This window comes from Ekhidna algicida (assembly GCF_051379705.1).
GTDB lineage: Bacteria > Bacteroidota > Bacteroidia > Cytophagales > Cyclobacteriaceae > Ekhidna.
Window position 1 is genome coordinate 3,753,329 of sequence record NZ_CP179868.1, and the last position, 23,907, is coordinate 3,777,235.

A 23,907-nucleotide genomic window follows, 5' to 3' on the forward strand; every position below is an offset into this window, starting at 1 on the left:
ATGGCGAATACCATACCATCCAGATACCCAAGCCGAGGAACAAATGATATGGAGACCTTGCATCAAATAATTGATGAGGGTCTTTTTTGTAATGTTGCATTTATAAGAGAGGGTATCGCCCATCAAATCCCTACAGGATTTGCACGGGTTGATGATAATATCTATGTACATGCCTCGTCAAAAAGTAAATTCATAGATAGTATAATCGGTCAGCAAGTAAGCTTTTCAATTACTCATATGGATGCGTTGGTTCTGGCACCAACAGCTTTTGATCATTCCTTCAATTATCGCTCTGTTGTTGGCTTTTCTGAAGCTAAGGAAATAGTTGATCAGGAAGAGAAACGAAAGTTTTTCAACTTGTTTACTGATAGATACATTCCAGGTAGAATAGCGGATATTGGAGAGCCAACTAATGAGCAAATTTTCATCACGAAAATTGCTAGCTTATCGCTTGAAAATGCTGCCGCAAAAGTGAGAACCGGAGATGTGAATATGAAACTTGATGAAGATGCTCCATGGTGTGGCGTTATTCCCGTTGAGCAAAAATATGGATCTCCTCAAACTGATGCTCAATTAGTTGATCGTCAGTCAATTCCAGCGTATGTTAAACAATTGGTGGATGGATTTGGCAAGCCTTAAAACAGTAAACAACAAAGAAGAAAATCGTTTCGAACTAGCTCTTGATAATTCGATTGCATTTATCGATTATAAAATTGGTAAAAGCGGGGCTATGTACCTTATTCATACCGAGGTGCCAGATGAATTGGAAGGACAAGGTGTAGGACATAAATTGGTGAGAGAGTCTTTAGATTTGATTGAAAAAGCGAATATTAAAATCATTCCTTTATGCCCATTTGTCAAGTCATTTATAAAAAATCATCAAGCTGATTTCCAACAATTATTAGCAGAAGGAGCTAAATTGTAATATGGCAGAAAAAGTTAAAGAATATAAAAGCGATGATCTGACTGTGATCTGGAAGCCTGAAAAGTGCATTCATTCGGAGATTTGCTACAAAGGACTTTCTGATGTTTTTGATCCTAAAGAACGACCTTGGGTAAATGTTAATGGCGCAGCCGATGCGACCATAAAAGATCAGATTGATAAATGCCCTTCGGGTGCCCTATCATATACACTAAATGATGACACTGACAAGCAAGATCAAATTGAGGACGAGCAAATTGTAGAGGTCACCAAAGGTGGACCACTTATGGTTTATGGAAACATTAAAGTAAAGAATCATGATGGATCAGAAACAGCTAAACATCGTGTAACCGCTTTTTGTAGATGTGGTGCTTCTTCCAATAAGCCATACTGTGATGGAAGTCACAAATCGATTGATTTTGAAGGATAATTCCCTATTTAAAACCAGCAAACAAACATGAAACTCACAAAACCTAATCTAAACTGGGGAGACATATTTGCCAACCTATTAGCCACGTGTGCCTTTATAGCCATAGGCTTAGGCCTTTGGCTGTGTTACATCTTTATTGTGAAAATTGATGGATTTAGCCCCGAAGTTTGGCAGGACAGAACAGTTTTTGGAATGGCTGGCGAATTTTTGGGAGGTACAGTTGGCTCCATATGGGCACTAGCAGGAGTTATACTTTTCTTTTTGGCGCTTATTTACCAAAAAAGGGAACTTGTTTTACAGAGAATGGAACTCCATGAAAGTAGAAAAATCATGGAAGATCAGTCCAAGACAATTGCAATTCAACAGTTTGAGAATACTTTTTTTCAATTGTTAAACTTTCATATCAACGCTGCAAATCATATCAGAAATACCAAGATCAATGCAAGTTCGAAATCTCAGAATGCATTCGATGAGCTGTATGTGGATTTTAAAAAGGAGACTGCTAAACTGAAAAAGAGAAGGAAAGCAGATGCTGGAGCTCTAAGCCTTTCAGATGAATCCTTTGAAAACACCTTCATAGCAGTTTTTGAAGGCTACAAAAATACCTTTCAGCATTACCTGGAAAATTACAAAGCGCTTTTGTTTTTCATTAAGAACAAAAGTCACGACCCTGGCTTTTACTATAATATTGTGAAATCTCACTTTACAGAGCAGGAGGTACAAGTGCATTTTTATTACATAATTCTTGTATCTAAAAATCCAGGACTAATAAAGATTATTGAAAGCCATCATTTATTTGAAAAAATAAATGAACGAGCCGTATCTGAGATAGACCCATATCACTTGCAGAAAGTGGATAAGGAGGCCTTCAAAAGGGAGTATTGAGCAACGATGAGTAACTCTTTTCTTTCAGGCTTCCATTCCATGCTTATATCTATCCTTGCTGTTAACGCTGCTTCTGCTTCCATTTAAGTTTGACAAGCTCAATGGAGATAATCCCTATCATACCGGCAATCAAGACGATTGTTGAGAAAATAAAAATAACCGGATGAGTCTGGCCACTCCATACATCAGTTATCATCGTGACAACAATAACGATGTACAGTGTGGTTTCGATTTTGTTAAGTAATTGCTTTTTACGAGTATTCATAATCTGGCCTTTCATTTATACAAGAATAAATGCTCTAAAAACTGATGACAAAATGCCAGGGTATACATAAGGTGAACAATTACTAATGTTGATTTATTTTCCAGAATCAGTATGAAAAAACAAATAATTAGGTAGCGAGAGGGAGATTTGAACTCCCGACCTCCGGGTTATGAATCCGACGCTCTAACCAACCGGGGCGCGTAGCCTGAGCTACCTCATGATTTGAATTAGGTTGAGGAAGCCTAAATTGACTTAAGTCTTTTCAGGTCAGTTTTAAAAAAGGTGAAGAATTAAAAAGAGTAGCGAGAGGGAGATTTGAACTCCCGACCTCCGGGTTATGAATCCGACGCTCTAACCAACTGAGCTACCTCGCCATCATGTTTTTTGAGATTAATTATCATCCAGATCAGGATACATATCTCAAAAAGGAACGCAAATCTATAAAAGATTTCTTTTTCAACATGGGCTTGTCGAAATAGATTTTTTTTTTACCTTATCAAAAATTTAAAAGCGTATGGCTAAGCACAAATATGTAGGAGAGTTTGAGTTCAATGCATCAAAGAAGATGTTATATCCTTATTTCAGTACTGCATCTGGTTTAGCCCAGTGGTTTGCTGATGATGTGAACATAAACAATGAAGACAAAGTTTACACATTCATCTGGGATGGAGACGAAACAAAGGCTAAACTCACATCCAATCGAACGAATCATCATGTGCGTTTCGATGTTGTGGATGAAGACGATGATGATAGCAATTATTTTGAGTTTAAAATTGATATGAATGAATTAACTCAATCGGTCTATGTCCGCATTACAGACTACTCCGATATGGATGATGAGGAAGCAAGCGAGCTATGGGAATCGCTTATTCACGACCTAAAAGAAATTGTGGGAGGCTAATTCTGAAAACCAAGATTGGTACCTTTCTTGCTACCTTCCAATTTTCTAATTTTGCTAGTCTATGAGAAAGTTGGATGTATTAATGCTCAAATCCTTTATTGGCCCTTTTCTGCTAACCACAGCAGTTTCCAACTTTATTTTATTAGTTCAATACCTATTAAAATATTTCGATGATTTTGTTGGTAAAAATTTAGGCTTTTCTGTTTTCGCGGAATTACTCTTCTATTTTTCACTGAACATGCTTCAAATAGCATTGCCACTAGGAGTGCTTGTAGCTTCTCTAATGACTTTTGGTAATCTTGGCGAGCAGTTTGAGCTAACAGCAATAAAAAGTTCAGGCATATCACTTCTTAGAACGCTCCGTCCTATTTTTCTTTTTGTATTTGTCCTTTCTATTGGAGCTTACTTTTTTAACAATTATACAATACCTGCGGCCAATCTTAAAGCATACAGCTTGTTGTATGATATAAAACATACAAAACCCGCTCTCGACATAAAGGCTGGAGCTTTTTACAGTGGTATCCCTAATTATAGCATCAAGGCAAAGGACAAGTTGCCCGATGGGAGAACACTTCTGGATGTAATTATTTATGACCACACCATGGGCAGGGGGAATAAAACAGTCATCATGGCCGATTCAAGTCTTATGTATACTATCATGGATGATCGCTACCTCAAGCTTGAACTTTATAGAGGGCATTACTATTCCGAAGAAGCTACTTCTAAATCTTCAATTGATAGGTTTTATAGAACTGAGTACAATAAAATGGATATGGTTTTCAGCTTAGCTTCATTTGACCTCAAAAGGAGAAAAGAAGAACTCTTTCAGAATAACAGACAAATGAAAAATATCAGTGAGTTGGCGATGGACATTGATTCTTTTCAACATATGATTATTAAGCAAAAGGCGAATTTCATCGAGACATCAGGGCGGTATTTTGACTTTCATTTCAAGAATAAGGAAGAAATAAATAAAAGAAAAGAGCTAATACACGAAGAGGAGCAGCTAAGAGATGTAGAACCTATAGAGGCATCACTGATTCCATCATTTTTGGTAAGTAGACAGACTCAGGAAATCGATAATCCTCAGGATGAGAAATTGAGTCGGGATACGGTTATATCTGAAAAGACCCCTCAGCGATTTAGAAATTTCCCAAAAGAAGATTTAAAACCCATCCGGGAAAAATTGGTTTTAAAAAATATCGATGATAAATCGCTAATAGCGAGTGATAGCTTGGACACCCTTAAGTGGTCGGACTTAGATTACTACTTGGATGAAGTGCACAAGAGTAGAAGACTTACGTTTCCGGAGGCTTTAAATAGAGCTCGAAGTGTAAAGGTTAATATTAATTCTGCTAAAACTCGGCTATATCAATATCAAAAGAATGCAAATCTTTATACCATAGAAATGCAAAAAAAGTATGCTCAAGCATTAGCTTGTATACTTATGTTTTTAGTAGGTGCACCACTAGGAGCAATTATAAAAAAAGGCGGATTAGGCGTTCCTACAATTATTGCTATTTTCTTCTTTATAATTTATTATGTTTTTTCCAGTATTGGAGAGAAGCAGGCAAAAGAAGGTGCCATGGATCCAATTATAGCTGCATGGATGTCTGATGCCATATTATTGCCATTTGGCTTGTTCTTTTTAAGGCAAGCAAGAGTTGATGCTAGAATATTTGAAATAGATGCGTATCGCATAGGTATCGAAAAGCTTAAGCGTAGATTTGCTCGGAATAAGAACAAAGCGTAAATTTGCGCTTCAAATTAAAAGAGGTAGACGATTTTAGAATGTATCTAGCAAAAGAAAAAAAGGAAGAAATTTTTAAAGAGCACGGAAAGTCAGCGAAAGACACAGGATCTCCTGAATCTCAAATAGCGTTGTTCACAACCCGAATCAACCATCTGACAGACCATTTAAAAACTCAGAAAAAAGACCATGCATCAAGATTGGGTCTTTTAAGATTGGTAGGTAAGCGAAGAAGACTTCTTGACTATCTTCACAAGAATGAGATCGAAAGATATCGAAGCATCATCGCGAAGCTTAACATCAGAAAATAAAAACAAAGGGGATCAAATTTCTGATTCCCTTTTTTGATTGTAAACACCTAAGGGCAAAACGTGCCCTTATTATTAACTTATTATGAACGTAATTACTAAAACCTTCCAACTATCGGACGGCAGGGAAGTATCCATTGAAACAGGAAAGCTTGCAAAGCAGGCAGATGGATCTGTTGTTGTTAGTATGGGAAAAGCCAAACTCTTGGCAACCGTGGTTTCATCAAAAGAAGCCAAAGAGGGCGTGGATTTCTTGCCACTCTCTGTAGACTATCAAGAAAAATTCGCAGGCGCTGGAAAAATTCCTGGCGGCTTTTTGAAAAGAGAAGGAAGACTATCTGACTATGAAGTACTAATCTGCCGATTAGTTGATAGAGCTTTACGACCACTTTTTCCTTCCGACTATCATGCAGATACACAGGTATTTATATCACTTATCTCTGTTGATAAGGATGTCATGCCTGATTCGTTAGCAGCACTGGCAGCATCTGCAGCTCTTTCAGTTTCAGATATACCATTCGATGGGCCTATTTCTGAAGTACGTGTTATCAAAATAGATGGAGAATATAAGGTTAATCCTTCCCCTGAGGAAAGAGACCTGTCAACTTTAGATTTAATAGTAGCAGGAACCGCTGACAACATCATGATGGTTGAAGGGGAGTCCAAAGAAGTGGATGAGTCTGAAATGCTTGAAGGCATTAAGATTGCTCATGAAGAAATAAAGGTTCAATGTGCTGTTCAATTGGAAATGGCTAAAGAAGCTGGAACAACTGAAAAACGTACTTTCGATCATGAACCAAAGGATGAGGAGCTAAAAGCTTCAATGCATAAGGCAGTATATCAAAAGTTATATGATGTAGCCGCAAAGAAGAATCCTAACAAATCAGAAAGAAAAGAAGCTTTCAAAGCAGTATATGATGAGTACATCGAACAATTCTCTGAGGAGCAATTGGAAGAGATGAACGACTTCTTACTTGGAAAGTATTTCCACGATATTGAAAAAGAAGCAATAAGAAACTTTGTTCTTGATTCTCAGGAACGAATTGATGGTAGAAAGCCGGACGAGATCAGACCAATTTGGTCTGAAGCAGATTATCTTCCTTCAGCTCATGGATCAGCTGTGTTCACTAGAGGTGAAACTCAATCATTGACATCAGTAACGCTTGGTACTAAGCTTGATGAGCAAATGATCGACGGAGCGATGTTCTCTGGCTACAACAAATTCATACTGCACTATAACTTCCCAGGCTTTTCTACCGGTGAAGTAAGACCAAATAGAGGTCCCGGACGTAGAGAAGTTGGTCACGGAAACCTTGCAATGCGAGCACTTAAGCCGATGATCCCTTCTGAGGACGAAGGAAATCCATACACGATCCGTGTTGTATCCGATATTTTGGAATCAAATGGTTCATCTTCGATGGCGACAGTTTGTGCAGGTACACTTGCACTTATGGATGCCGGGATCAAATTGAAACGTCCTGTTTCTGGAATTGCTATGGGAATGATTTCTGATAGCGAATCAGGAAAGTACGCCATCCTATCGGATATTCTTGGCGATGAAGATCATCTAGGAGATATGGACTTCAAAGTTACTGGTACCAGCGAAGGTATTACAGCATGTCAGATGGATATCAAAGTGGATGGATTGTCTTATGATGTACTTTCACAAGCGCTAGAGCAAGCAAAAAAAGGAAGACTTCATATACTGGGTGAAATGGCTAAGACGATTACTGAGCCTCGTGCTCAACTGAAGTCACATGCACCGAGAATGGAGCAGTTGAGAATTGATAGAGAGTTAATTGGAGCTGTGATTGGACCAGGTGGAAAAATCATTCAGGAAATTCAAAAAGAGTCAGGTGCAACTGTCAATATTGAAGAGGATGAGAAAGGTGGCAAAGTGAGCATCTTCGCAGTTGATGGAGATTCGCTTGACAATGCTATGGCACGAATCAAAGCAATCGTACAACAACCAGAAGTTGGAGAAGTATACGATGGCAAAGTGAAGTCAATAATGCCATTCGGAGCCTTTGTAGAATTCCTTCCGGGTAAAGATGGATTGCTTCATATTTCTGAGATCAAATGGGAGCGTGTAGAAAACGTTGCTGATGTGATGGAAGAAGGAGAAGAGATCAAGGTGAAACTTATTGATATTGATAAGCGAACAGGAAAATTCAAGCTTTCACGAAAAGTACTTTTACCTCGACCTCCAAGGGAAGAGAAGGAGGTAGAAAAAACCGAAGAGTAAGCTAAAGGACACTTTAGATTTTTTATAAGCCCTTGTGGCACAAAAGCTAATAAGATGGTGTTCTGCTAAGAGCACCATTTTTTTGTAAAAGAGATTATAAATAAAGATATGTCAACAGAAAGAGTAAAAGTATTAATCATTGGTTCTGGACCAGCTGGATTTACAGCTGCTGTATATGCAGCGAGAGCAGGTATGAAACCAGTTTTGTATCAAGGCGGCCAGCCTGGCGGTCAGCTTACCATCACCAATGATGTAGAAAACTATCCTGGATATCCGGAAGGAGTAATGGGGCCACAAATGATGGTTGATTTCCAGAAACAAGCTGAGAGGTTCGGCACTGATGTACGAAGCGGAATGATAACATCTGTCGATTTCAGCGGATGGCCACATAAAGTAACAGTGGATGAAAAAACTGAGATAGAAGCAGAATCAGTGATTATCTCCACAGGAGCTTCAGCCAAATGGCTAGGTCTTGAAAGTGAGCAACGATTGAACGGTAAAGGTGTGTCAGCGTGCGCAGTGTGTGATGGTTTCTTCTTTAGGGGACAGGATGTTGTAATTGTTGGGGCAGGAGATACAGCGGCCGAAGAAGCCAGTTATCTTTCAAAAATTGTAAATAAAGTATACATGTTGGTTAGACGTGATGAAATGCGCGCTTCCAAAATCATGCAGCAACGGGTGAAGAATGCACCAAACATTGAAATTCTTTGGAATACAGAGACAAGTGAAGTATTGGGAGATGAAGAGGTCAATGGAGTGAAAGTAAGGAATACTCAGACAGGGGAGGAGAGAGTAATAGATGCTCAGGGATTTTTTGTCGCAATTGGTCACAAGCCAAATACTGACATATTTAAGGGCTGGCTTGATATGGATGATCAAGGCTACATTAAGACTATCCCTGGAACTTCTAAAACAAATATCTCAGGTGTGTTTGCAACTGGGGATGCTCAAGATAAAATATATCGCCAGGCGGTTACTGCTGCCGGAAGCGGATGTATGGGAGCTCTTGATGCTGAAAAGTGGATTGCTGAAAAAGAAGTAGAAATGCTAGAAGCATAGTACGCTTCACAAGAAAAAATAGAAACCCTGAAGAAATTCAGGGTTTTTTTTGTGCCCTAAAACCGATGCGTAGTATATGATTTAGCCTTAAAAATTGTCCAAATTGATTTAGTAAACCAATTGTACACCTACTGATTTTGTGGCCATCCTACTGTTTAGATCAACTTGCAGAAGCAAATGAAAGAGTTCTTTAAAATTCTTCAAAGTTGTAAAGAAATATCACTGAAGGAGAAGTGCTACCATGGAAATAAAATACAATGCCTTGTTAATTAAAGGATGGCTGATTCAAACCATTTCACCGATTGGGTGGAGTACACTGGTGGCGAGAGCTATGCCAGAATTATTGGAAGTCAATCCAAAATTTAGTGCCTACTATATTGGAAAAAGCACAAAGTGGGGAGCAGATGAAATGTTCGTTCTAAGATGGTATCTCTTAAGGATGTATAAAATGGATATGCCTGAACAAGTTTTGGATGAGGCAACATCTGTAAACACAAAGCTATGGGATTTAGGAAGTTTTTCTTTTATGGAAGGCACTCAAGCGAATTTTAAGAGCATTAGAGCTCAGCTAAGGAATTTTTTTAAACTATAAAATATAGATATGACATCAGAACAAATTGAAGCGATTACTTCATCTTGGGAGAAAGTTTCACAAGAAAAGGATCTCATCACATGCTTCTATGGGAAGCTTTTTGAAATCGCACCGCAGACAAAACGTTATTTTCCACAAGACTTAACCAAGCAAAGTGAAAAATTGGCCTATACATTAGGGTTTGTTGTTGGAAATCTCGATCGTCTTGAAGACATTAAAGAAGCTGTTGAAGATCTTGGTAGAACACATCGTAAGCTTAAGATTAAAGATGAGGAATATGGTTATGTAAAAGAGGCACTTTTAATTACAATAGATGAAGCGATTGAAGGAGATAACACTACCGCTTTGCAGGCCTGGGATAGTGCTCTGAGTTATATTGCTGGGGTTATGATCAATGCGCCTGATCAGCGAAAGGTGAGAAAAAGATCACTATTCAAAAGACTATTCAATAAATAGTGATTGTATTTTCTGCCAATAATGTGCGGCGATAATTATTTAGGCAGAATCAATAATCCGGCCGCTCCGGCCGCAATGTAGATTTCGGTATTACTTACCGCTATTGATGTAGGGATACTACCATCCGTGAACAAACTTGTCGTACTTACCGTAGGAGGATTGCTTATATCTGAAAGATCGACTGTTACTAGCGTAGGGATTTCTCCTTGATAGCCTATCACATAGGCTATGTTATCATCAATAGCAAGGGAAATCCCACTGATACCGATATCTATGTTTGAATTAGATCCAAATATGTGACCCTCGATCAAGTTTATAATAGTCAATCCACCTCCGTGGGCAACAATTAAGTTGTCATTATAAATTGCAGTTTGAATTGGAAAACCTACAGGTGCCGTAACACCAGTGGTGATTCCTGACTCTAGAATTCGCAGTTCAGATAGAATAAATGGTATTTGTAATCGATCGCCGATATATAAAGATGTAACCCCAAATCCATTGACCCCACCATCAAAGTCAGTTGAGATGAATGCTGCTTGGCCATCATCGGATAGCAATACATCTGGGTGACCTCTGTCGCGCCCAAAAGACACAGCTCCGAAAATCTTTCCTTTGCTTGAATACTTGAATCGATTTAGAAATGTTGTACCTCCGGAAACAACTAAGTTTCCATTAGAGGCCGAAACTCCATTAAACGGACCTCCTTCCACGGCTATCGGATCTGCAACTAAGCTCGTATTGATTCCATCAAATGAAAAAACGGCTATATAATCTCTTCCTCTTGAATCAAGCACGAATATGAGGTTACCATCCATGTCAAAATCATCAATACTATTCATTCCTTGTGGTGGGAATACTTGGGTAATGATTTCTCCTGTATTTACGTTGGAAATAATGAGTCCTCCTTCTCCGTAGGCAGTCATCAATAAATTGTCAAATATCCTAACAACGCCAGGAGTATGATTGGGAACGTCATATGATTCTTTGCATCCTAGGATTATAAGTAATAGGAGAGTTACTATATATCTCATAAGTCAAAGGTATTATGATTAACTATGATTTGAATGTCACCCCTGTGACGCCTGAGATCATTTTACCTTTATACATTTGAGTATGAAAAAGAATGTTGCACTTTTTATGTTTTGTCTTACTTCATTTATGCAATTGACTGCCCAAGAAATTGCAGCCTATGAGATAAGTTTCAATAAGCTAGATAAAGAAGATGCGTTTATAATTTCGCCCTCATTGAGATTTGATTTTAATGACCATGGATGGAGCGTTGGACCTGCTTTGCTTTACTCTTTTGGCGATCAAATTGCTGAACGAACCCCTCTAAAGCTCACCGGTTTAGCGTTCGGATATGAAAATTACATTCATGGAAGACAGGCCAAGTGGAACATGTTTCATTCATTCGATTTTATCGTACAGAGGATAAAGGATGTACAGAACTCGCAGGTATTTGATGTTAATTCAAATTCTTTCATAGTGAATGAGATTGAGCAAATTGACAATAATATGTTTCTTAGCGCAAGTGCAGGTATTCTTCTAAAATTGAACAGTAAGTTGAATATTACTCAAACAATAGGGATTGGGGCAAATGCCATATTCCGAAACACAACTTCTAGTTTTGAAGAATTTAGTGATGTTTTTCTAAACCAGCAATGGTCATTGAAAACAGGAATTAGATATCGAATAAATGAGTAGCTTCTAAAGATCTATTTCTAATTCTTTTGCAAATTTATAGCCAATCTCAAAAATCTCTTCAGCGTGTTTTGTGTCCATAATATCATAGTTACACAAATCAAGAGGTTCAATAAAAATATCGCATTGGCTTTCTAGCTCCTCTTTACTTCTGTTAACTGCCAGTTGAAACATTCGAGATGATACCTGAATTAGACTAGTTAACTCATCAATTTCCTGAATGGGGCTGATGCTTACTCCAATTACCTTTTCACATTTATTCTTTAAAACTTTGATAGGGACATTATCAAAGATTCCTCCATCTGAATAAAGCTTTCCATTGAGTTTTACGGGGCTAAATAAAACAGGAATGGATGCTGATGCTTGAACTATATCTGCGATAGGCCCTTCAGTCATATACTCTGGTTTTCCATCAAGCATATTGCTTACGCAAACAATTAGAGGTATGTCTAAATCTTCAAGTTTTTCAACAGGAATTTTTTTTAAAAGCCCGGATTTCATTTTAGACGAACTAAGCAAACCTGTTTTTGGTAGGTTAAATTCAGAAATTCCAGTGAACTTATATTGCTTGATTATATCAAAAGCTTCCTTAGGTGAATGACCAGAGGCAATAAATGCTCCAGCTATTGCTCCAGCACTTACTCCTGATATAATATCTGGCCTTATATCTTTTTCGTATAGCGCCTGAAAGATGCCCAAATGTGCAAAGCCTCGTGCTCCACCACCCCCGAGTGCAATTCCTAATTGATATTTTTTTTCACTATTACTAATCATTCTTCTAAAATAGTGTACTGCATTGTTATGAAAATAAAACCCCTTGGAAAAGTATCCCAAGGGGTTCAGTTATTGTAGTTATTTCAAACTTTATTTCTCAACTCCTGGAGCTCTATTTAGGTATTCTTCATAGAGCTGTGTATGTCTGCTGATCATTGGAATATTCCAACCTTTGATAAACACATATTTCACTTGAGTTTTGGTTTCAAATGGATCACCATCGGTAACAAATAAGTTAGCGACTTTACCTTTCTCAATTGATCCATACATATCTGCTACACCAAAAATCTCTGCTGGATTAATAGTTACGGCTTTTAAAGCTTCTTCTTTACCCATTCCATATGCTGCAGCAAAGCCGGCATGATATGGAAGATTTCGAGCATTTTCTACTTCATTGGTACGAATAGCCACTTTTACTCCTGCTTTTTGTAATGCTCCAGCATTGGCATATGGACGGTCGTAACGATCATAATTTCTGGTTGGATTGCTCAAAACTGGGCCTGTAATCACAGGTATTCCAGCTTCAGCTATCTCATCAGCAACTCTCCATCCCTCAGATACACCACAAAGGATAGCATTCGCGCCACTTTCATCGATCCACTTAATCGCTTCCATGATGTCTTTGGATGAATTTACGTTGACCAGCAACTTCATTTCACCTCGCACTACAGGAAGTAGTGCTTCCATTTCAGGATAGTATGGCTGCTCTTTTCCATTGGTAGCCGAGTCAATCTTGTGGAATTGTACCGCTTTGGCCCACACATCGTTTAGTTGCTCCAATGCTTTCTCAGCAGCTTTCTTGATGTCCTCATCAGATCTTCTGTCCCATCGTCCTCTTCTACCGGTTGCAGGGAAATTTAAAACAACTCCCTTGAACCCGGCATACATCTGATCGGGCGTGTATCCATGTAAATCAATCAACGCTGCAGTTCCCGGAAACAAGCCTCCGGATGGAAGGGTGAGCACTGTAGTTACACCATTCACACGAGTTACCGGGTGAATTGCAGAGCTTGGATTTACCGCGGTTAATGCCTGGATATGAGGAATGACTTCTCCGATCTCATTATTGTCTCTGGTTCGAGGATCAGAGCTTACTTCAATGAGTCCAACTTGTGTTCCGGCATCAATCATTCCAGGGTAGATGGTCATGCCTGAACAGTCAATTGTTTTTGCCCCTTGAGGGACGGTCACGTTGGATCCAACTTCAGCGATTTTGCCATCGGAAATTATTACGGTTCCATTTTGGATGGTTCCGTTTGTTACTGTTTCTATAGTTGCATTAGTTAATGCAAAGGTGCCCGTCTCTGCACTTGGAATCTGACCGAAGGCTACTCCGGCTAAAACGACAAGTACTAAGGTCAATGTGTTTTTTATGTTCTTTATCATGATATCTTATTTATCAGTGAACAAAAATTCTGTATTCGCCATGCATCGATCGTGATCTTCGGCTTCCCAAAATGTCACATCAATTTTTTCTTCCGGATCTGGATAGAGACGCATGTCAGCTGAGTCGTTTTCTCGATCGAAACGAACCATCCCATCAACAACTGTAATCATTGGGATTGCATAAATGGATAGTGGGTGATTCTTGAAAATCGCCACATCACCTTCTTTTCCTTCTTCCAAAGATCCTACTCGGTCAGCAATGCCGAGTTGCTTGGCAGGGTTAATGGTGATAAGTGAAAGCGCTTCATCATTAGTCAATCCACCATATTTTTGAGACTTGGCGGCCTCATGGTACAGGTGACGAATAAGTTCACCAGAATCTGAATTGATCGAAGTGGTTACACCATTCTTAGTAAGAATAGCTGCATTGTAAGCTGTGCTATAATACACTTCAAATTTGTACGCCCACCAGTCAGCAAATACAGATGCACCAGCACCAAACTTGGCCAGCTCAGGAGCTACTTTAAAACCTTCGTTTACATGCTGAAACACTAGTTTATCTATTCCAAAATCTTCACAAACCTGCATAAGCATATAAATCTCATCTGCACGATATGAATGACAATGTATGATGATGTCACCACGTAGAATGTCAGCGAGTGTTTCCATCCTTAAATCATAAGCTGGAGCTTTCCCTTTAAATCGTTTGTCGTTCTTTTTTGCATTATACTTATCCCAGGCAGCCATGTATTCCTTAGCCTTCTGAAAAGAACTTCTAATTACATGTTCAACACCCATCCGTGTACGAGGTTGGATGCCATTTCCACTTCCATGTACTCTTGTTGGATTTTCTCCTAAAGCAAATTTGATTGTACGCGGAGCACCTGCCATTCTCATTTTTTCAGGATCGATCTCTCCATATCGAAACTTCACCGTTTCACATTGTCCGCCAATAGCATTGGCAGATCCGTGCATCGCGTGCGCGGATGTCACTCCGCCAGCTAATGCCTGATAGATGCCAACATCCAATGGATCCAATGCATCACCTACCCAAACTTCAGCAGTAACAGGATTGGTTGCTTCGTTTACAGCATCTAATGCTAGATGTGAGTGCGCATCTATGATTCCTGGCATTACGAACATGTCAGTAGCATCGATAGTTTTTGCTCCACTGGGAGCGCTTAGTCCTTTGCCGATTTTCGATATTTTACCATCTCTTATCAGGACATCTGTATCGTTAAGTGTACCATTGGTGATAGTCAAAACCGTTCCACCTTTAATAAGTACACTGCCTTTTTCCTGAGCGGCCACAAAGGTGACAGTCAACAATATGGCTATGATTATATTTATTTTCTTCATGTTAAGTCTTATTTATTAGGTTCTTTAGATCCTTCCATTGGGAAGCTTCCAAATGCAGCAACAGATAAGGTTCCTTCGAACATATCTCCATCAATATCCATACTGATGTCAACAGTAATTTCCTCACCCATATTCAATTTGAAAGAGAATGAAACATTGTTGCCATCTACCGTGAAATCCTCAATTTCATTGGTACTACCATTGTAACTCACAGAGATGGTTCCATTGTAATCACCTGGAGTGCCTTTTATGGTGATCACACCACTTCCGTTTCCTTGTGGAGTTTCGGTGGTATAATTCCAGACGCCTGCCGCGTCTACTCCTTCGCTATCACTGCTTTTTTTCTTCTTCTTTTTCTTCGCTTCGAATTCGTATTTCATTCCGTCCACAAAGACATATCGCACGTTAGCATCTTTGGTGAAATATGCAGTGTCTGACACAACTAAATTGGCCATTTTGCCATTTTCTATCGTTCCCATCATGCTAGATAAACCAAGGATATTCGCAGGTTCAGTGGTTAAGGCTGCTAGTGCTTTGTCTTGCGACAGGCCGTTTTCAATCACCTTCAAAAGATTGGTTCGAAAGTCTTTTGACTTAACATCCATGGTAGAAAAACCGAACTTCACTCCACTAGAGCTGAATTTGCCAGCTTGCGTATAATAATTCTTGATCATAGTGTTTTGACGTTCTTTGAGTGCTTTTTCTTCCAATTCCATTTCCGTAAGCTCTTTCTTTTCATCCTTTTCTTCTCCCTCTTTCGCTTCTTCTTCCTTCCATTCTGGAAGATCTAGTGAGAGGAATACAGGGGCACCGGTGCTTTTTACAACTGGAATTGCATCCCACCCTTGCTTTACTTCCCCCAGCATCATCTTGAATCCTAAATCTCTTTGGAGTGCAATCACCCGCATAAGATCCTTGACGCTTTCTGCTTTGAAAGCAACAGTCATTTGCTTGGATACTACAGGATAAAGTGCTTCCAAAGTAGAATTAGGTGCTGGTCGTTCCATTCCATTTGGACCCGAACTGTATTTGTTTTGATAGTCTTTGGCTTGTGAAGCCTTTCTATACAAGTCGCGATATTTTGCCATTACGCCAATAATTGTATTGGGATAAACTCCTCCTGCACCAGCAAGTTGTGAATACATTGAGGCTTGATCCTTAATGAGCATGTCTTGATCACTAGCACCGCCAAGCAAGACGATTGCGCCCATTCCGGGTAGCATACCATCGTGAGGAACGCTATGAGATGCAGTGAATCCAAGTTTTCGGAAATCAGCAACCGATTTATCATCTACTTTAAGCATTTCACGGACAGAATTGCCAGGAGTAATTCCTGCACGTTTGTCAGTGGGGTTCCCAGTTAGTTTTCGATCATCTTTTTCATCACTTTCTTCTGCTTTCTTTACACCGATGTTGGAAAGACCACTAATAAATCCAGCATACACAAACATAGAATCGGCATCCACTATCCATGCATCTGAAGGAATTGAAATGCTAGATCCTACTGCTTTAATAATTCCATTTTCTATTAGGATGGAACCATTCGGGATTATTTTTCCAGGGGCCTGCACAATCGTAGCGTTCTTGATCACGTACTTATTTGATACAGGCTTCAGATCGCTATCCTGAGACCAGCCCATGTATGGCATTAAGCCAATTAGCAAGATCAGGATGACGCTTCTGAATAAGCTGTCACGTTTTCGCATAGGTTATTTACTTTAGGTTTTTAAAATAGGCAATGAAGTTAGGAAATTATCAGAGCTTGAAAACCATTATTTTATGAATGGTGTTTGATAGACTTTAATTGCTTTTTTGTTGTGAGTAGGCACGGCCAATGTTAATGCTATTTATTTGCTGTTATTATTATTTTAAAATCAATTCTTTATGAAACTCGATATACTCGCTATAGTAGCACACCCCGATGATGTAGAATTATCGTTTGGTGGAACTCTTATCAAACATCAGAAAATGGGGTTTCAAACAGGTATTCTTGATTTGACTCAAGGCGAATTAGGGACTAGAGGAACTCCAGAAATTAGAGCAAAAGAGGCTGCTGATGCGAGTAAAATATTGAATTTGTCTGTGCGTGAAAACTTGGGATTAGAAGATGGATTTTTTGAAAATAATAAATCAAATCAGCTAAAGGTGGCGGAGCAAATCAGAAGGTTTCAGCCAAGAATCGTCATCACAAATTCTATTTATGATAGACACCCGGATCATACCAGGGGAGCTCAGCTTGTAGAAACATCTTGTTTTATCGCTGGGTTGAAAGCAGTGGAAACACAATGGGAGGGGAATAAGCAGAGCGCTTTTAGGCCTGAGCGTTTGTATTTTTCAATTCAAAGCACAGCTCATGAGCCAGACCTTTTAGTAGATATCTCGGATGTAATTCAAGAGCGAAGAGATGCAATAAATGCATTTAAGTCCCAATTCTATGATCCAAACAGCGAGGAGCCGGAGACATTCATAAGTTCTAAAGGTTTCATGACAATGTTAGAGTCCAGAGCTAGAGAATGGGGGCAGCGCGTAGGTGTGGAGTATGCGGAGGGTTTTAAGGTTAAACACTTTTTGGGAGTAAAAAGTCTGTTTGATTTACTCTAGTTAGGCATCCTGTACAATAAAGATGGCATTATTATTCAAATCATAGAATCCAAATTCGTGAGTTCCCCAAGGAGTATTCATTCGTAGTTTTTCCTTCTTAATTGTCCCTCTCTTTACAAATTCTTCAAAATATGGTTGAATATCTGGTACGAATACCTTGATAACACCAGGTAAAACAGGATCGTCTTCATTGTTGTGATGAAATTGCAAGTGAAATTCGTAACCGTCACGCTGAAGCCCCGCATATCCATCGTCTCCGAAGACATATTTGAACCCAACATATTCATCATACCATTGGAGATCTCTCTTTATATCCGCTGTAGAAAGAACTGGTATGATGTAAAGTGGAGATGGTGTATTCATAATTAGTGGTTTACGGAATATCTCGCATAGAGATTCAATTGAGCTTTAAAACACTTGGTTTTTGGACATCTGATTCTTCAATGTGTATACAATGGGTAGACCACTCTAAATAGATGAATGCTTCACACCAAATAGTAAGTTCATTTGCAATTCAAAACGCAACTAAAGAATAAGAATTGAATAATTATGAAATTGAGAAAATGGATTTCCTTGATAAAATGGAAAATGAAAACAGGTTATAGGAGGTCTCAAGAGCAAGCAACTCTTGGGGTAATGCCTGACTATGGATTTTCAAACAAAGGTATGAGAATAAGTACTGTTTCCGCAGGCAAAACAGCTGAAAAGTATGGCTTTAGAGAAGGAGATATTGTAGTAAAGATCGGAGATCATCCCATTCTAGATTTAATAAGCTACATGTCGGCTATGCAAAATTTCAATGTGGGAGATCAAGTGAATATGATCGTTGTGAGAGATGGATCACAATTGGTTGCTACGATTAAGTTTGTTTAAGGAGATCTGTCTAGATATCTCAATTGCACCAAATAAGACTCTTTTGATCCCTTCAAGAAGAAATGCTTCGTTCTTAGCCATTCCAATGCTTCCACGAGCTCCACATTTTGATAAAATTCTTCCCTACAAAAGTGAACGTATTTTAAAATCTTGAATGCGTCAAACCAGTGAAAAAATCGTTTTTTGAAAGCTTCATAGGTATTCACCTGACTTTTGAGTTCTTTGATTTGATTTTCCCAATCATCGCCCAGGAAGGTTGTTACCGTCATTGGAAGTTGCCATTCATGATCTGTCCAGAATGAGTCGATCTTGGAGAAAAAAAGCTTGAGGTCTTCAAAAGTATTCGGATGATACACCTCCGATACTTCATCGGAATTCAATAGGTCGTTGATAGCTTTTCCTGTTCCAAAGGGCACGCGATCAGAAACCCGATCGGATGGACGGATGGTTGTGGTGTTGATTTCAACAAATCCTCCATGAGGAATGGTTTTGTTTAAGAAATAGAAATCTTCGCCAGCCTTTCGAGTGTTCATACCGCCAACCTTTTCATACATAGAGGTTCGCACGGTGATGCATGAGCCTAATGTTTGATGTGCATATGGAAATTCGGCAAAACGAAGTGCATCAATATAGTATCGCAGATACAGCTCATAATCGATTATAGCCATATGATTCTCACCATGCAATTGATGCTCATAAAACACTATTCCAGACTGAGTATCAGGATTCGAATACGAAAGTTCAATCTCATCCAAATAGCTTTCATCACAACGGCAATCTGCATCATAGCATATAATAGCGCCATCGTTACCAACCTTTCGAAAAATCCGAACGGCTTCATCCATTCCAATTTTACGCGCCAATCCTACACCAGCTTTTTTAGGGGAAAGCTTTTGATATGAAAAAAGTACTGGATATCTACTCTTGTAATTTTCAAGCTGATTTAGTGTCCCTGTGTTAGTTTTCCGAACTTCTCCTAAGCAGTTTTCTGACTCATTGATTATTACGATTATTAATACTTCATTGGATGGAGGTCTACACGCATTCAATGAATCTAAAGCACCAATAAGATCAGGCTCTTTGAAACACGGAATCACTACCACCATCGAAAGGTTTTTGGGTGGCTGGTAATTTGGGAATAGTTCTACTGGCCAAGCATAGCGATCTAGGTATAGCGACATTAAGGAGCTAGTCTGCTTATCTGCCAGGAACCCGTTTCTTTCTGGAAGAAGATTCGATCGTGCAGTCGACTTTTTCTTCCTTGCCAAAATTCAATGGAATCAGGAATGATGCGATAACCTCCCCAATGATCAGGTAAGGGGATCTTGCCGTCTTTGAATTTTTGCTTCATTTGAGCAAGCTTGGTTTCAAGAATGTTTCTCGAGGTAATTACTTCACTTTGGTTAGAAACCCATGCACCTAATTGGCTTCCCTCCGGTCTCGAAAGAAAGTACTTGAGTGATTCTTTGGTAGACACTTTTTCAACCTGACCAGTTATAGCCACTTGCCGCTCAAGGGAGTACCAAGGGAATAGAAGAGAAACTCTGGGGTTATCATTTAGGTGGCCTGCTTTTCTACTTTCATAATTGGTGTAAAAGACAAAACCATCCTCATTGAAGGTCTTTAACAACACAGTACGTTGAAAAGGTTGACCTTCAGTATTAACAGTTGAAAGAACCATTGCTGTAGGCTCATTAATTTTACTATCTAGTGCATCTTGAAACCATTTCTCGAACTGTTGAAAAGGGTTCTTTAGTACGGTGCTTTCATCAAGCTCAGCTTGGGTGTATTCTTTTCGAATAGAAGCAATATCTTCTCTCATGTTCAGCTTTCCTTTTACTTTTGGAACTCAACAAGAGCGAAGGTAAAAAGGTTAAAATCAAAAAACGATGAAGTTTAGAATTGACTTGACAGTAGATTCAAAAAAGGAATGGGTGGAAGCAGTTCTAGCTGATTTTAATGCCTTTCTTCAGGATCATGCCGACTGTGAGCGTAAGGCTTCTGCAATGGCGTTAAGTTTGGTGGCCAAGTATCCCAATCGTACTAAAATCATACCAGAGTTAATAGAAACCTCAGTGGAAGAGCTCGAACATTTTCGAGACGTATATGCTATTATGGAGGAGCGTGGCATCCAGCTTAGTCACGAAATTCCGCAGGATATGTATATAAAGCAATTGCTCAAAATATGCAGAGATGGAAGAAATGAGCGATTCATGGATCGTTTACTGTTGGCGTCATTGGTAGAAACCAGAGGGGCAGAACGCTTTCGTTTGGTATACGAGGCATTGGGGGACGGAGAGTTAAAGCAATTTTATCATAGACTATGGGCCTCCGAAGCTCGGCATGGGGAAGTATTTGTAAAAATGGCACTAAACTATTTTGACGAAGATGATGTATACAATAGATTGGAAGAAATGAAACAAAAGGAGGGTGTCATTTTGAATGAGCTTCCTATTAGACCAGCATTACACTAAATGGATTTTTTTTCATCAGACCAATTGATTTTACCAGAGCGTGGAGATTTGCTTATTTCAGAGCCATATCTCCCAGATCCTAACTTTGAGCGAACAGTAGTGTTTTTATGCGAGCATGATGAAAACGGTACGTTCGGATTTGTGCTTAACAATAAAGCACATGTTGAGCTTAAAGAACTTGTTGATGAGGCAGGTAGTTATCCCGCAAAACTCTTCATAGGCGGTCCGGTTGAGCATGATACACTTCACTTTATTCATCGTGAATCAACACTAGCTTCAAGTTCTCGCGAAGTAGTGTCCGGTATTTACTGGGGAGGAGACTTTAATCGACTGACCGAGATGATGAACACAAGAGAGATTTCCGAAGATGATGTACGTTTCTTTATCGGATACTCTGGATGGGCTGCTGGTCAACTGATGGATGAAATGAAAGCTAAATCTTGGATCGTGCTGAAAGGCACCACACCCGAAATGATTTTTGATTGGGACAACCAAGATCTATGGAAAGCGTGTCTAAATACCATGGGTGGGAAATACCGACTCATGTCAAACTATCCAAAAGATCCCCGAATGAATTAGGGTATTTGGTTAGCTTTGTGTCTTACAGATAAAAGTAACCGGTTCCAAATAATGGATAACGCAGAGAAATTGCAGGACGTTTCGAACAATGTCACTAACGAAACGCCTGAAGAAGTTCAGAAAGAAGCTGAATTGAGTAACGAAAGTAAACCTGAGGCCAGTGATAAGAAAGCTGAGGAAGAAGAGTTAGTTGAAGCGGTGGAAGAAGAAAAAGTAGTGGAGGACGCTCCAGAGGAGACTAAGGAAGAAGCCCCAGGAGAAAAGGTAGAGACCAAAGCTGAGCAAGAAGAACTAGCTGAGGCGGCGGAAGAGGAAAAAATAGTGGCTGAAGCACCGGAGGAGAAGACTAATAAAGAAACTCCAGAAGAAAAGGTGGAGACCAAAGCTGAGGAGGAAGAGTTAGTTGAAGTGGTGGAAGAAGAAAGAATAGTGGCTGACGCTCCAGAGGAGAAGACTAATGAAGAAACTCCAGAAGAAAACATAGCTGAGAAAACAGCAGACGTAGTAGCCGACAAAGTTGAAGTAGAGGTTAAGATAGAATCAGAAGATTCTGAGGACACGGACGATTCTGAGAGCGATGGAGACTCAGAAGAGCATGAAGAAGAACTAGATTTTGAACATGCCTCCAAAGATGAAATCATTTCAAAAATCAGAGAAATTAAAAATGAAGAAAATATTCGATCTCTAGATCGGGTATTGAAGGCCATTAAGCCAAGATTCGATGAGCTTTATGAGATTTCCAAGAATGAAGCACTTCAGAAGTTTGTATCTGAAGGAAATGAGGCTGACGCCTTTGAATATCACGGAGATGAAGCAGATAAAGAGTTCTTCACGATCTATGGACAGCTTAGATCAAAGCGAAATAAGCATTACAAAGATTTAGAAAGCCAAAAGGAAAGCAACCTTAAGAAGAAGGAGCATTTGCTGGAGGAGCTCAGATTGATTGTTGACGGTGAAGAGTCTTCAAACAGCATCAATGCGGTTCGGGATTTGCAGTCAGAATGGAAGAAGGTTGGCCCGGTTCCAGGCGCGCAGAATAAGACACTTTGGGCGAATTATAACGCACTACTTGATCGGTATTATGATAATCGAAGCATCTACTTTGAGTTAAAAGATTTAGACCGGAAAAAGAATTTAAAGCTCAAAGAGGAACTTTGTGAAAAAGCAGAAGCTCTCAATGAAACAGAAGATATGAAGTCTGCTGTTATCCAGCTCAATGAACTTCATGAAGAATACAAACATATCGGCCCAGTTCCAAAAGAGGATCAGGAGCCACTTTGGCAAAGGTTTAAAGCTGCCTCTGATGCAATTTACGCCCAGCGCAAGGAGTATTTTGAAGGCCTCAAAGTTGAATTTGAAGCTAACCTTATTAAGAAGCAGGAGCTTATTGGAAAGGTAGAGGAGTTTACAAAATTCAATTCTGACAGAATTACAGAATGGAATGATAAGACCAAAGGTTTACTAGAAGTTCAAAAGCAATGGGAAGCAGTTGGTGGAGTACCAAGGGAGAAAGCTAAGGAAACTAACAAAGCATTTTGGAACTCATTTAAAGCATTTTTCGCCAATAAAAACCAATTTTTCAAAGAGCTTGAATCCAAGCGTGAAGAAAATTTGCTTAAGAAGCAGGAGCTTATTGCAAAAGCAGAAGAATTGAAAGAAAGTGAAGAGTGGAACTCAACTGCCGATAAGTTTAAGCACTTGCAAGCCCAATGGAAGGACATTGGCCCTGTTCCTGAAAAGGTGAGAAACGAAACATACAAAAAATTTAAAGCCGCTTGTGATCACTTCTTCAACAATCGAAGAGATCAAAACAAAGAACAGTTCAAAGCTTACGAAGATAACTTGCAGCTAAAACTGCAAATCTGTGATCAGTTGGAAGCTGCCGGGACAAGTGATGAAGTAAATCTTGATGATTTGTATGACCTAATTGATAACTACACTTCTATTGGTTTTGTACCAAAGAATGCAATCAAAAAGATTAGAAATCGATTTGATGAAGTGAAAGAAAAAGTTTTGTCTAACGAAGCGATACATGAAGGTGATCGAACCGATTTGCGAAATCATATCTCAATGGGTCGTTTGAAAAACACCCCAGGTGGAGCTCAAAAACTTAACCGAAAAGAGCATTCGATCAAACGTAAAATTTCAGTTCTTGAAAATGACATTTCCACATGGAATACCAACATGGAATTTTTTGCAAATTCACCTACAGCTGATAAGCTGAAGGCAGATATGCAGAAGAAGATAGACAGTGCGGTAGCAGAGGTGGAAGATCTGAAATCACAACTTTCAATAATTTATTCACAAAATTGATAAATAGATTTGCGAAATAGCTACACACTGCTAT

At 39.2% G+C, this 23,907-nt stretch carries 26 protein-coding genes and 1 tRNA gene; 17 read left to right on the forward strand and 10 right to left on the reverse strand.

The annotated features are described in order from the left end of the window. The 4 genes from ACL8WY_RS16920 to ACL8WY_RS16935 are packed head-to-tail and all read left to right on the forward strand — an operon-like array spanning position 1 to position 2,237. The gene (locus ACL8WY_RS16920; protein WP_436515941.1) at positions 1-639 is read left to right on the forward strand and encodes a pyridoxamine 5'-phosphate oxidase family protein; all 639 of its coding nucleotides are present in this window, start codon (positions 1-3) and stop codon (positions 637-639) included. Then, positions 620-925, forward strand: a complete 306-nt coding sequence (locus tag ACL8WY_RS16925) for a GNAT family N-acetyltransferase (protein WP_436515943.1) — start codon at positions 620-622, stop codon at positions 923-925. The genes ACL8WY_RS16920 and ACL8WY_RS16925 overlap by 20 nt, the downstream gene beginning before the upstream one ends. Position 926: 1 nt before the next feature. Then, positions 927-1,352 (forward strand): (4Fe-4S)-binding protein, encoded by a 426-nt coding sequence (locus ACL8WY_RS16930; protein WP_436515944.1) that lies wholly within the window; start codon positions 927-929, stop codon positions 1,350-1,352. A gap of 27 nt (positions 1,353-1,379) precedes the next feature. Beyond that, a complete protein-coding gene (locus tag ACL8WY_RS16935) occupies positions 1,380-2,237 on the forward strand; it encodes a hypothetical protein (RefSeq protein ID WP_436515945.1) in 858 nt (285 codons plus the stop codon). 61 nt (positions 2,238-2,298) lie between these two features. Here the strand turns inward: ACL8WY_RS16935 and ACL8WY_RS16940 are convergent, their stop codons facing one another. Both ACL8WY_RS16940 and ACL8WY_RS16945 read right to left on the reverse strand, forming a co-directional pair. Next, on the reverse strand, positions 2,299-2,502 hold the full coding sequence (locus ACL8WY_RS16940; protein WP_436515946.1) for a hypothetical protein: 204 nt from the start codon (positions 2,500-2,502) through the stop codon (positions 2,299-2,301). A gap of 300 nt (positions 2,503-2,802) precedes the next feature. Next, positions 2,803-2,876: transfer RNA gene (locus ACL8WY_RS16945), tRNA-Met, on the reverse strand. Positions 2,877-3,016: 140 nt separating this feature from the next. Between ACL8WY_RS16945 and ACL8WY_RS16950 the strand changes: the two genes are divergently transcribed. The 7 genes from ACL8WY_RS16950 (at position 3,017) to ACL8WY_RS16980 (ending at position 9,813) form a co-directional block, all read left to right on the forward strand. Then, a complete protein-coding gene (locus ACL8WY_RS16950) occupies positions 3,017-3,403 on the forward strand; it encodes an START-like domain-containing protein (RefSeq protein ID WP_436515947.1) in 387 nt (128 codons plus the stop codon). 61 nt (positions 3,404-3,464) lie between these two features. Next, a complete protein-coding gene (locus ACL8WY_RS16955) occupies positions 3,465-5,156 on the forward strand; it encodes an LptF/LptG family permease (protein WP_436515948.1) in 1,692 nt (563 codons plus the stop codon). Positions 5,157-5,194: 38 nt separating this feature from the next. Further along, complete coding sequence (gene rpsO, locus ACL8WY_RS16960; RefSeq protein WP_436518074.1) at positions 5,195-5,464, forward strand: 30S ribosomal protein S15; 270 nt, start codon at positions 5,195-5,197, stop codon at positions 5,462-5,464. A gap of 82 nt (positions 5,465-5,546) precedes the next feature. Beyond that, complete coding sequence (gene pnp / locus ACL8WY_RS16965) at positions 5,547-7,706, forward strand: polyribonucleotide nucleotidyltransferase (protein ID WP_436515949.1); 2,160 nt, start codon at positions 5,547-5,549, stop codon at positions 7,704-7,706. Positions 7,707-7,814: 108 nt separating this feature from the next. Further along, entirely contained in the window at positions 7,815-8,765 is a 951-nt protein-coding gene (trxB, locus tag ACL8WY_RS16970) for a thioredoxin-disulfide reductase (protein WP_436515950.1), read from the forward strand. Positions 8,766-9,006: 241 nt separating this feature from the next. Beyond that, positions 9,007-9,357, forward strand: a complete 351-nt coding sequence (locus tag ACL8WY_RS16975; protein WP_436515951.1) for a hypothetical protein — start codon at positions 9,007-9,009, stop codon at positions 9,355-9,357. A gap of 9 nt (positions 9,358-9,366) precedes the next feature. Next, positions 9,367-9,813, forward strand: coding sequence for a globin domain-containing protein (locus ACL8WY_RS16980; protein ID WP_436515952.1), 447 nt, complete (start codon positions 9,367-9,369; stop codon positions 9,811-9,813). A gap of 35 nt (positions 9,814-9,848) precedes the next feature. Here ACL8WY_RS16980 and ACL8WY_RS16985 read toward each other — a convergent pair whose 3' ends face one another. Next, positions 9,849-10,844, reverse strand: a complete 996-nt coding sequence (locus tag ACL8WY_RS16985) for a hypothetical protein (protein ID WP_436515953.1) — start codon at positions 10,842-10,844, stop codon at positions 9,849-9,851. 82 nt (positions 10,845-10,926) lie between these two features. On the opposite strand from ACL8WY_RS16985, the gene ACL8WY_RS16990 reads away from it, so the two are divergent. Then, the gene (locus ACL8WY_RS16990) at positions 10,927-11,517 is read left to right on the forward strand and encodes a hypothetical protein (protein WP_436515954.1); all 591 of its coding nucleotides are present in this window, start codon (positions 10,927-10,929) and stop codon (positions 11,515-11,517) included. Positions 11,518-11,520: 3 nt separating this feature from the next. Here ACL8WY_RS16990 and ACL8WY_RS16995 read toward each other — a convergent pair whose 3' ends face one another. Genes ACL8WY_RS16995 through ACL8WY_RS17010 form a run of 4 tightly spaced genes read right to left on the reverse strand, consistent with a single transcriptional unit; the run spans position 11,521 to position 16,739 of the window. Beyond that, a complete protein-coding gene (locus ACL8WY_RS16995; RefSeq protein ID WP_436515955.1) occupies positions 11,521-12,348 on the reverse strand; it encodes a patatin-like phospholipase family protein in 828 nt (275 codons plus the stop codon). Between the two features lie 30 nt (positions 12,349-12,378). Then, a complete protein-coding gene (locus ACL8WY_RS17000; RefSeq protein ID WP_436515957.1) occupies positions 12,379-13,674 on the reverse strand; it encodes an amidohydrolase family protein in 1,296 nt (431 codons plus the stop codon). A 6-nt stretch (positions 13,675-13,680) separates the two neighbouring features. Beyond that, positions 13,681-15,033: an amidohydrolase gene (locus ACL8WY_RS17005; RefSeq protein WP_436515958.1), complete on the reverse strand. Its 1,353-nt coding sequence runs from the start codon at positions 15,031-15,033 to the stop codon at positions 13,681-13,683. Positions 15,034-15,041: 8 nt separating this feature from the next. After that, positions 15,042-16,739, reverse strand: a complete 1,698-nt coding sequence (locus tag ACL8WY_RS17010) for an amidohydrolase family protein (protein WP_436515959.1) — start codon at positions 16,737-16,739, stop codon at positions 15,042-15,044. A 178-nt stretch (positions 16,740-16,917) separates the two neighbouring features. On the opposite strand from ACL8WY_RS17010, the gene bshB1 reads away from it, so the two are divergent. After that, positions 16,918-17,634: a bacillithiol biosynthesis deacetylase BshB1 gene (bshB1, locus tag ACL8WY_RS17015; RefSeq protein WP_436515960.1), complete on the forward strand. Its 717-nt coding sequence runs from the start codon at positions 16,918-16,920 to the stop codon at positions 17,632-17,634. On the opposite strand, the gene ACL8WY_RS17020 is transcribed toward bshB1, so the two are convergent. Continuing rightward, complete coding sequence (locus tag ACL8WY_RS17020; RefSeq protein WP_436515961.1) at positions 17,635-17,997, reverse strand: glyoxalase/bleomycin resistance/extradiol dioxygenase family protein; 363 nt, start codon at positions 17,995-17,997, stop codon at positions 17,635-17,637. A gap of 186 nt (positions 17,998-18,183) precedes the next feature. Between ACL8WY_RS17020 and ACL8WY_RS17025 the strand changes: the two genes are divergently transcribed. After that, positions 18,184-18,507, forward strand: a complete 324-nt coding sequence (locus tag ACL8WY_RS17025; RefSeq protein ID WP_436515962.1) for a PDZ domain-containing protein — start codon at positions 18,184-18,186, stop codon at positions 18,505-18,507. Here the strand turns inward: ACL8WY_RS17025 and ACL8WY_RS17030 are convergent. After that, a complete protein-coding gene (locus tag ACL8WY_RS17030; protein WP_436515963.1) occupies positions 18,504-19,688 on the reverse strand; it encodes a glycosyltransferase in 1,185 nt (394 codons plus the stop codon). The genes ACL8WY_RS17025 and ACL8WY_RS17030 overlap by 4 nt on opposite strands. After that, positions 19,688-20,329, reverse strand: a complete 642-nt coding sequence (pdxH, locus tag ACL8WY_RS17035; protein WP_436515964.1) for a pyridoxamine 5'-phosphate oxidase — start codon at positions 20,327-20,329, stop codon at positions 19,688-19,690. Before pdxH ends, ACL8WY_RS17030 begins: the two co-directional genes overlap by 1 nt. A 67-nt stretch (positions 20,330-20,396) precedes the next feature. On the opposite strand from pdxH, the gene ACL8WY_RS17040 reads away from it, so the two are divergent. From ACL8WY_RS17040 to ACL8WY_RS17050, 3 genes are read left to right on the forward strand one after another with little or no spacing between them, the layout of a single operon-like run. Further along, entirely contained in the window at positions 20,397-20,981 is a 585-nt protein-coding gene (locus ACL8WY_RS17040) for a tRNA-(ms[2]io[6]A)-hydroxylase (protein WP_436515965.1), read from the forward strand. Next, positions 20,982-21,560 (forward strand): YqgE/AlgH family protein, encoded by a 579-nt coding sequence (locus ACL8WY_RS17045; RefSeq protein ID WP_436515966.1) that lies wholly within the window; start codon positions 20,982-20,984, stop codon positions 21,558-21,560. 51 nt (positions 21,561-21,611) lie between these two features. Beyond that, on the forward strand, positions 21,612-23,873 hold the full coding sequence (locus ACL8WY_RS17050; RefSeq protein ID WP_436515967.1) for a DUF349 domain-containing protein: 2,262 nt from the start codon (positions 21,612-21,614) through the stop codon (positions 23,871-23,873). The last annotated feature ends 34 nt before the right edge of the window (positions 23,874-23,907 follow it).

Excerpts from the sequence above, each read along its gene's own strand:
- ACL8WY_RS17050 (WP_436515967.1), top strand. The coding sequence starts at position 21,612 with ATGGATAACGCAGAGAAATTGCAGGACGTTTCGAACAATGTCACTAAC.
- ACL8WY_RS16985 (WP_436515953.1), bottom strand. The coding sequence starts at position 10,844 with ATGAGATATATAGTAACTCTCCTATTACTTATAATCCTAGGATGCAAA.
- ACL8WY_RS17000 (WP_436515957.1), bottom strand. The coding sequence starts at position 13,674 with ATGATAAAGAACATAAAAAACACATTGACCTTAGTACTTGTCGTTTTA.
- ACL8WY_RS16990 (WP_436515954.1), top strand. The coding sequence starts at position 10,927 with ATGAAAAAGAATGTTGCACTTTTTATGTTTTGTCTTACTTCATTTATG.
- pdxH (WP_436515964.1), bottom strand. The coding sequence starts at position 20,329 with ATGAGAGAAGATATTGCTTCTATTCGAAAAGAATACACCCAAGCTGAG.
- ACL8WY_RS16940 (WP_436515946.1), bottom strand. The coding sequence starts at position 2,502 with ATGAATACTCGTAAAAAGCAATTACTTAACAAAATCGAAACCACACTG.
- pnp (WP_436515949.1), top strand. The coding sequence starts at position 5,547 with ATGAACGTAATTACTAAAACCTTCCAACTATCGGACGGCAGGGAAGTA.
- ACL8WY_RS17040 (WP_436515965.1), top strand. The coding sequence starts at position 20,397 with ATGAAGTTTAGAATTGACTTGACAGTAGATTCAAAAAAGGAATGGGTG.
- trxB (WP_436515950.1), top strand. The coding sequence starts at position 7,815 with ATGTCAACAGAAAGAGTAAAAGTATTAATCATTGGTTCTGGACCAGCT.
- ACL8WY_RS17045 (WP_436515966.1), top strand. The coding sequence starts at position 20,982 with ATGGATTTTTTTTCATCAGACCAATTGATTTTACCAGAGCGTGGAGAT.
- ACL8WY_RS16975 (WP_436515951.1), top strand. The coding sequence starts at position 9,007 with ATGGAAATAAAATACAATGCCTTGTTAATTAAAGGATGGCTGATTCAA.
- ACL8WY_RS17005 (WP_436515958.1), bottom strand. The coding sequence starts at position 15,033 with ATGAAGAAAATAAATATAATCATAGCCATATTGTTGACTGTCACCTTT.
- ACL8WY_RS16925 (WP_436515943.1), top strand. The coding sequence starts at position 620 with ATGGATTTGGCAAGCCTTAAAACAGTAAACAACAAAGAAGAAAATCGT.
- rpsO (WP_436518074.1), top strand. The coding sequence starts at position 5,195 with ATGTATCTAGCAAAAGAAAAAAAGGAAGAAATTTTTAAAGAGCACGGA.
- bshB1 (WP_436515960.1), top strand. The coding sequence starts at position 16,918 with ATGAAACTCGATATACTCGCTATAGTAGCACACCCCGATGATGTAGAA.
- ACL8WY_RS16935 (WP_436515945.1), top strand. The coding sequence starts at position 1,380 with ATGAAACTCACAAAACCTAATCTAAACTGGGGAGACATATTTGCCAAC.
- ACL8WY_RS16920 (WP_436515941.1), top strand. The coding sequence starts at position 1 with ATGGCGAATACCATACCATCCAGATACCCAAGCCGAGGAACAAATGAT.
- ACL8WY_RS17025 (WP_436515962.1), top strand. The coding sequence starts at position 18,184 with ATGAAATTGAGAAAATGGATTTCCTTGATAAAATGGAAAATGAAAACA.
- ACL8WY_RS16980 (WP_436515952.1), top strand. The coding sequence starts at position 9,367 with ATGACATCAGAACAAATTGAAGCGATTACTTCATCTTGGGAGAAAGTT.
- ACL8WY_RS16955 (WP_436515948.1), top strand. The coding sequence starts at position 3,465 with ATGAGAAAGTTGGATGTATTAATGCTCAAATCCTTTATTGGCCCTTTT.
- ACL8WY_RS16930 (WP_436515944.1), top strand. The coding sequence starts at position 927 with ATGGCAGAAAAAGTTAAAGAATATAAAAGCGATGATCTGACTGTGATC.
- ACL8WY_RS17020 (WP_436515961.1), bottom strand. The coding sequence starts at position 17,997 with ATGAATACACCATCTCCACTTTACATCATACCAGTTCTTTCTACAGCG.
- ACL8WY_RS16950 (WP_436515947.1), top strand. The coding sequence starts at position 3,017 with ATGGCTAAGCACAAATATGTAGGAGAGTTTGAGTTCAATGCATCAAAG.
- ACL8WY_RS17010 (WP_436515959.1), bottom strand. The coding sequence starts at position 16,739 with ATGCGAAAACGTGACAGCTTATTCAGAAGCGTCATCCTGATCTTGCTA.
- ACL8WY_RS17030 (WP_436515963.1), bottom strand. The coding sequence starts at position 19,688 with ATGTCGCTATACCTAGATCGCTATGCTTGGCCAGTAGAACTATTCCCA.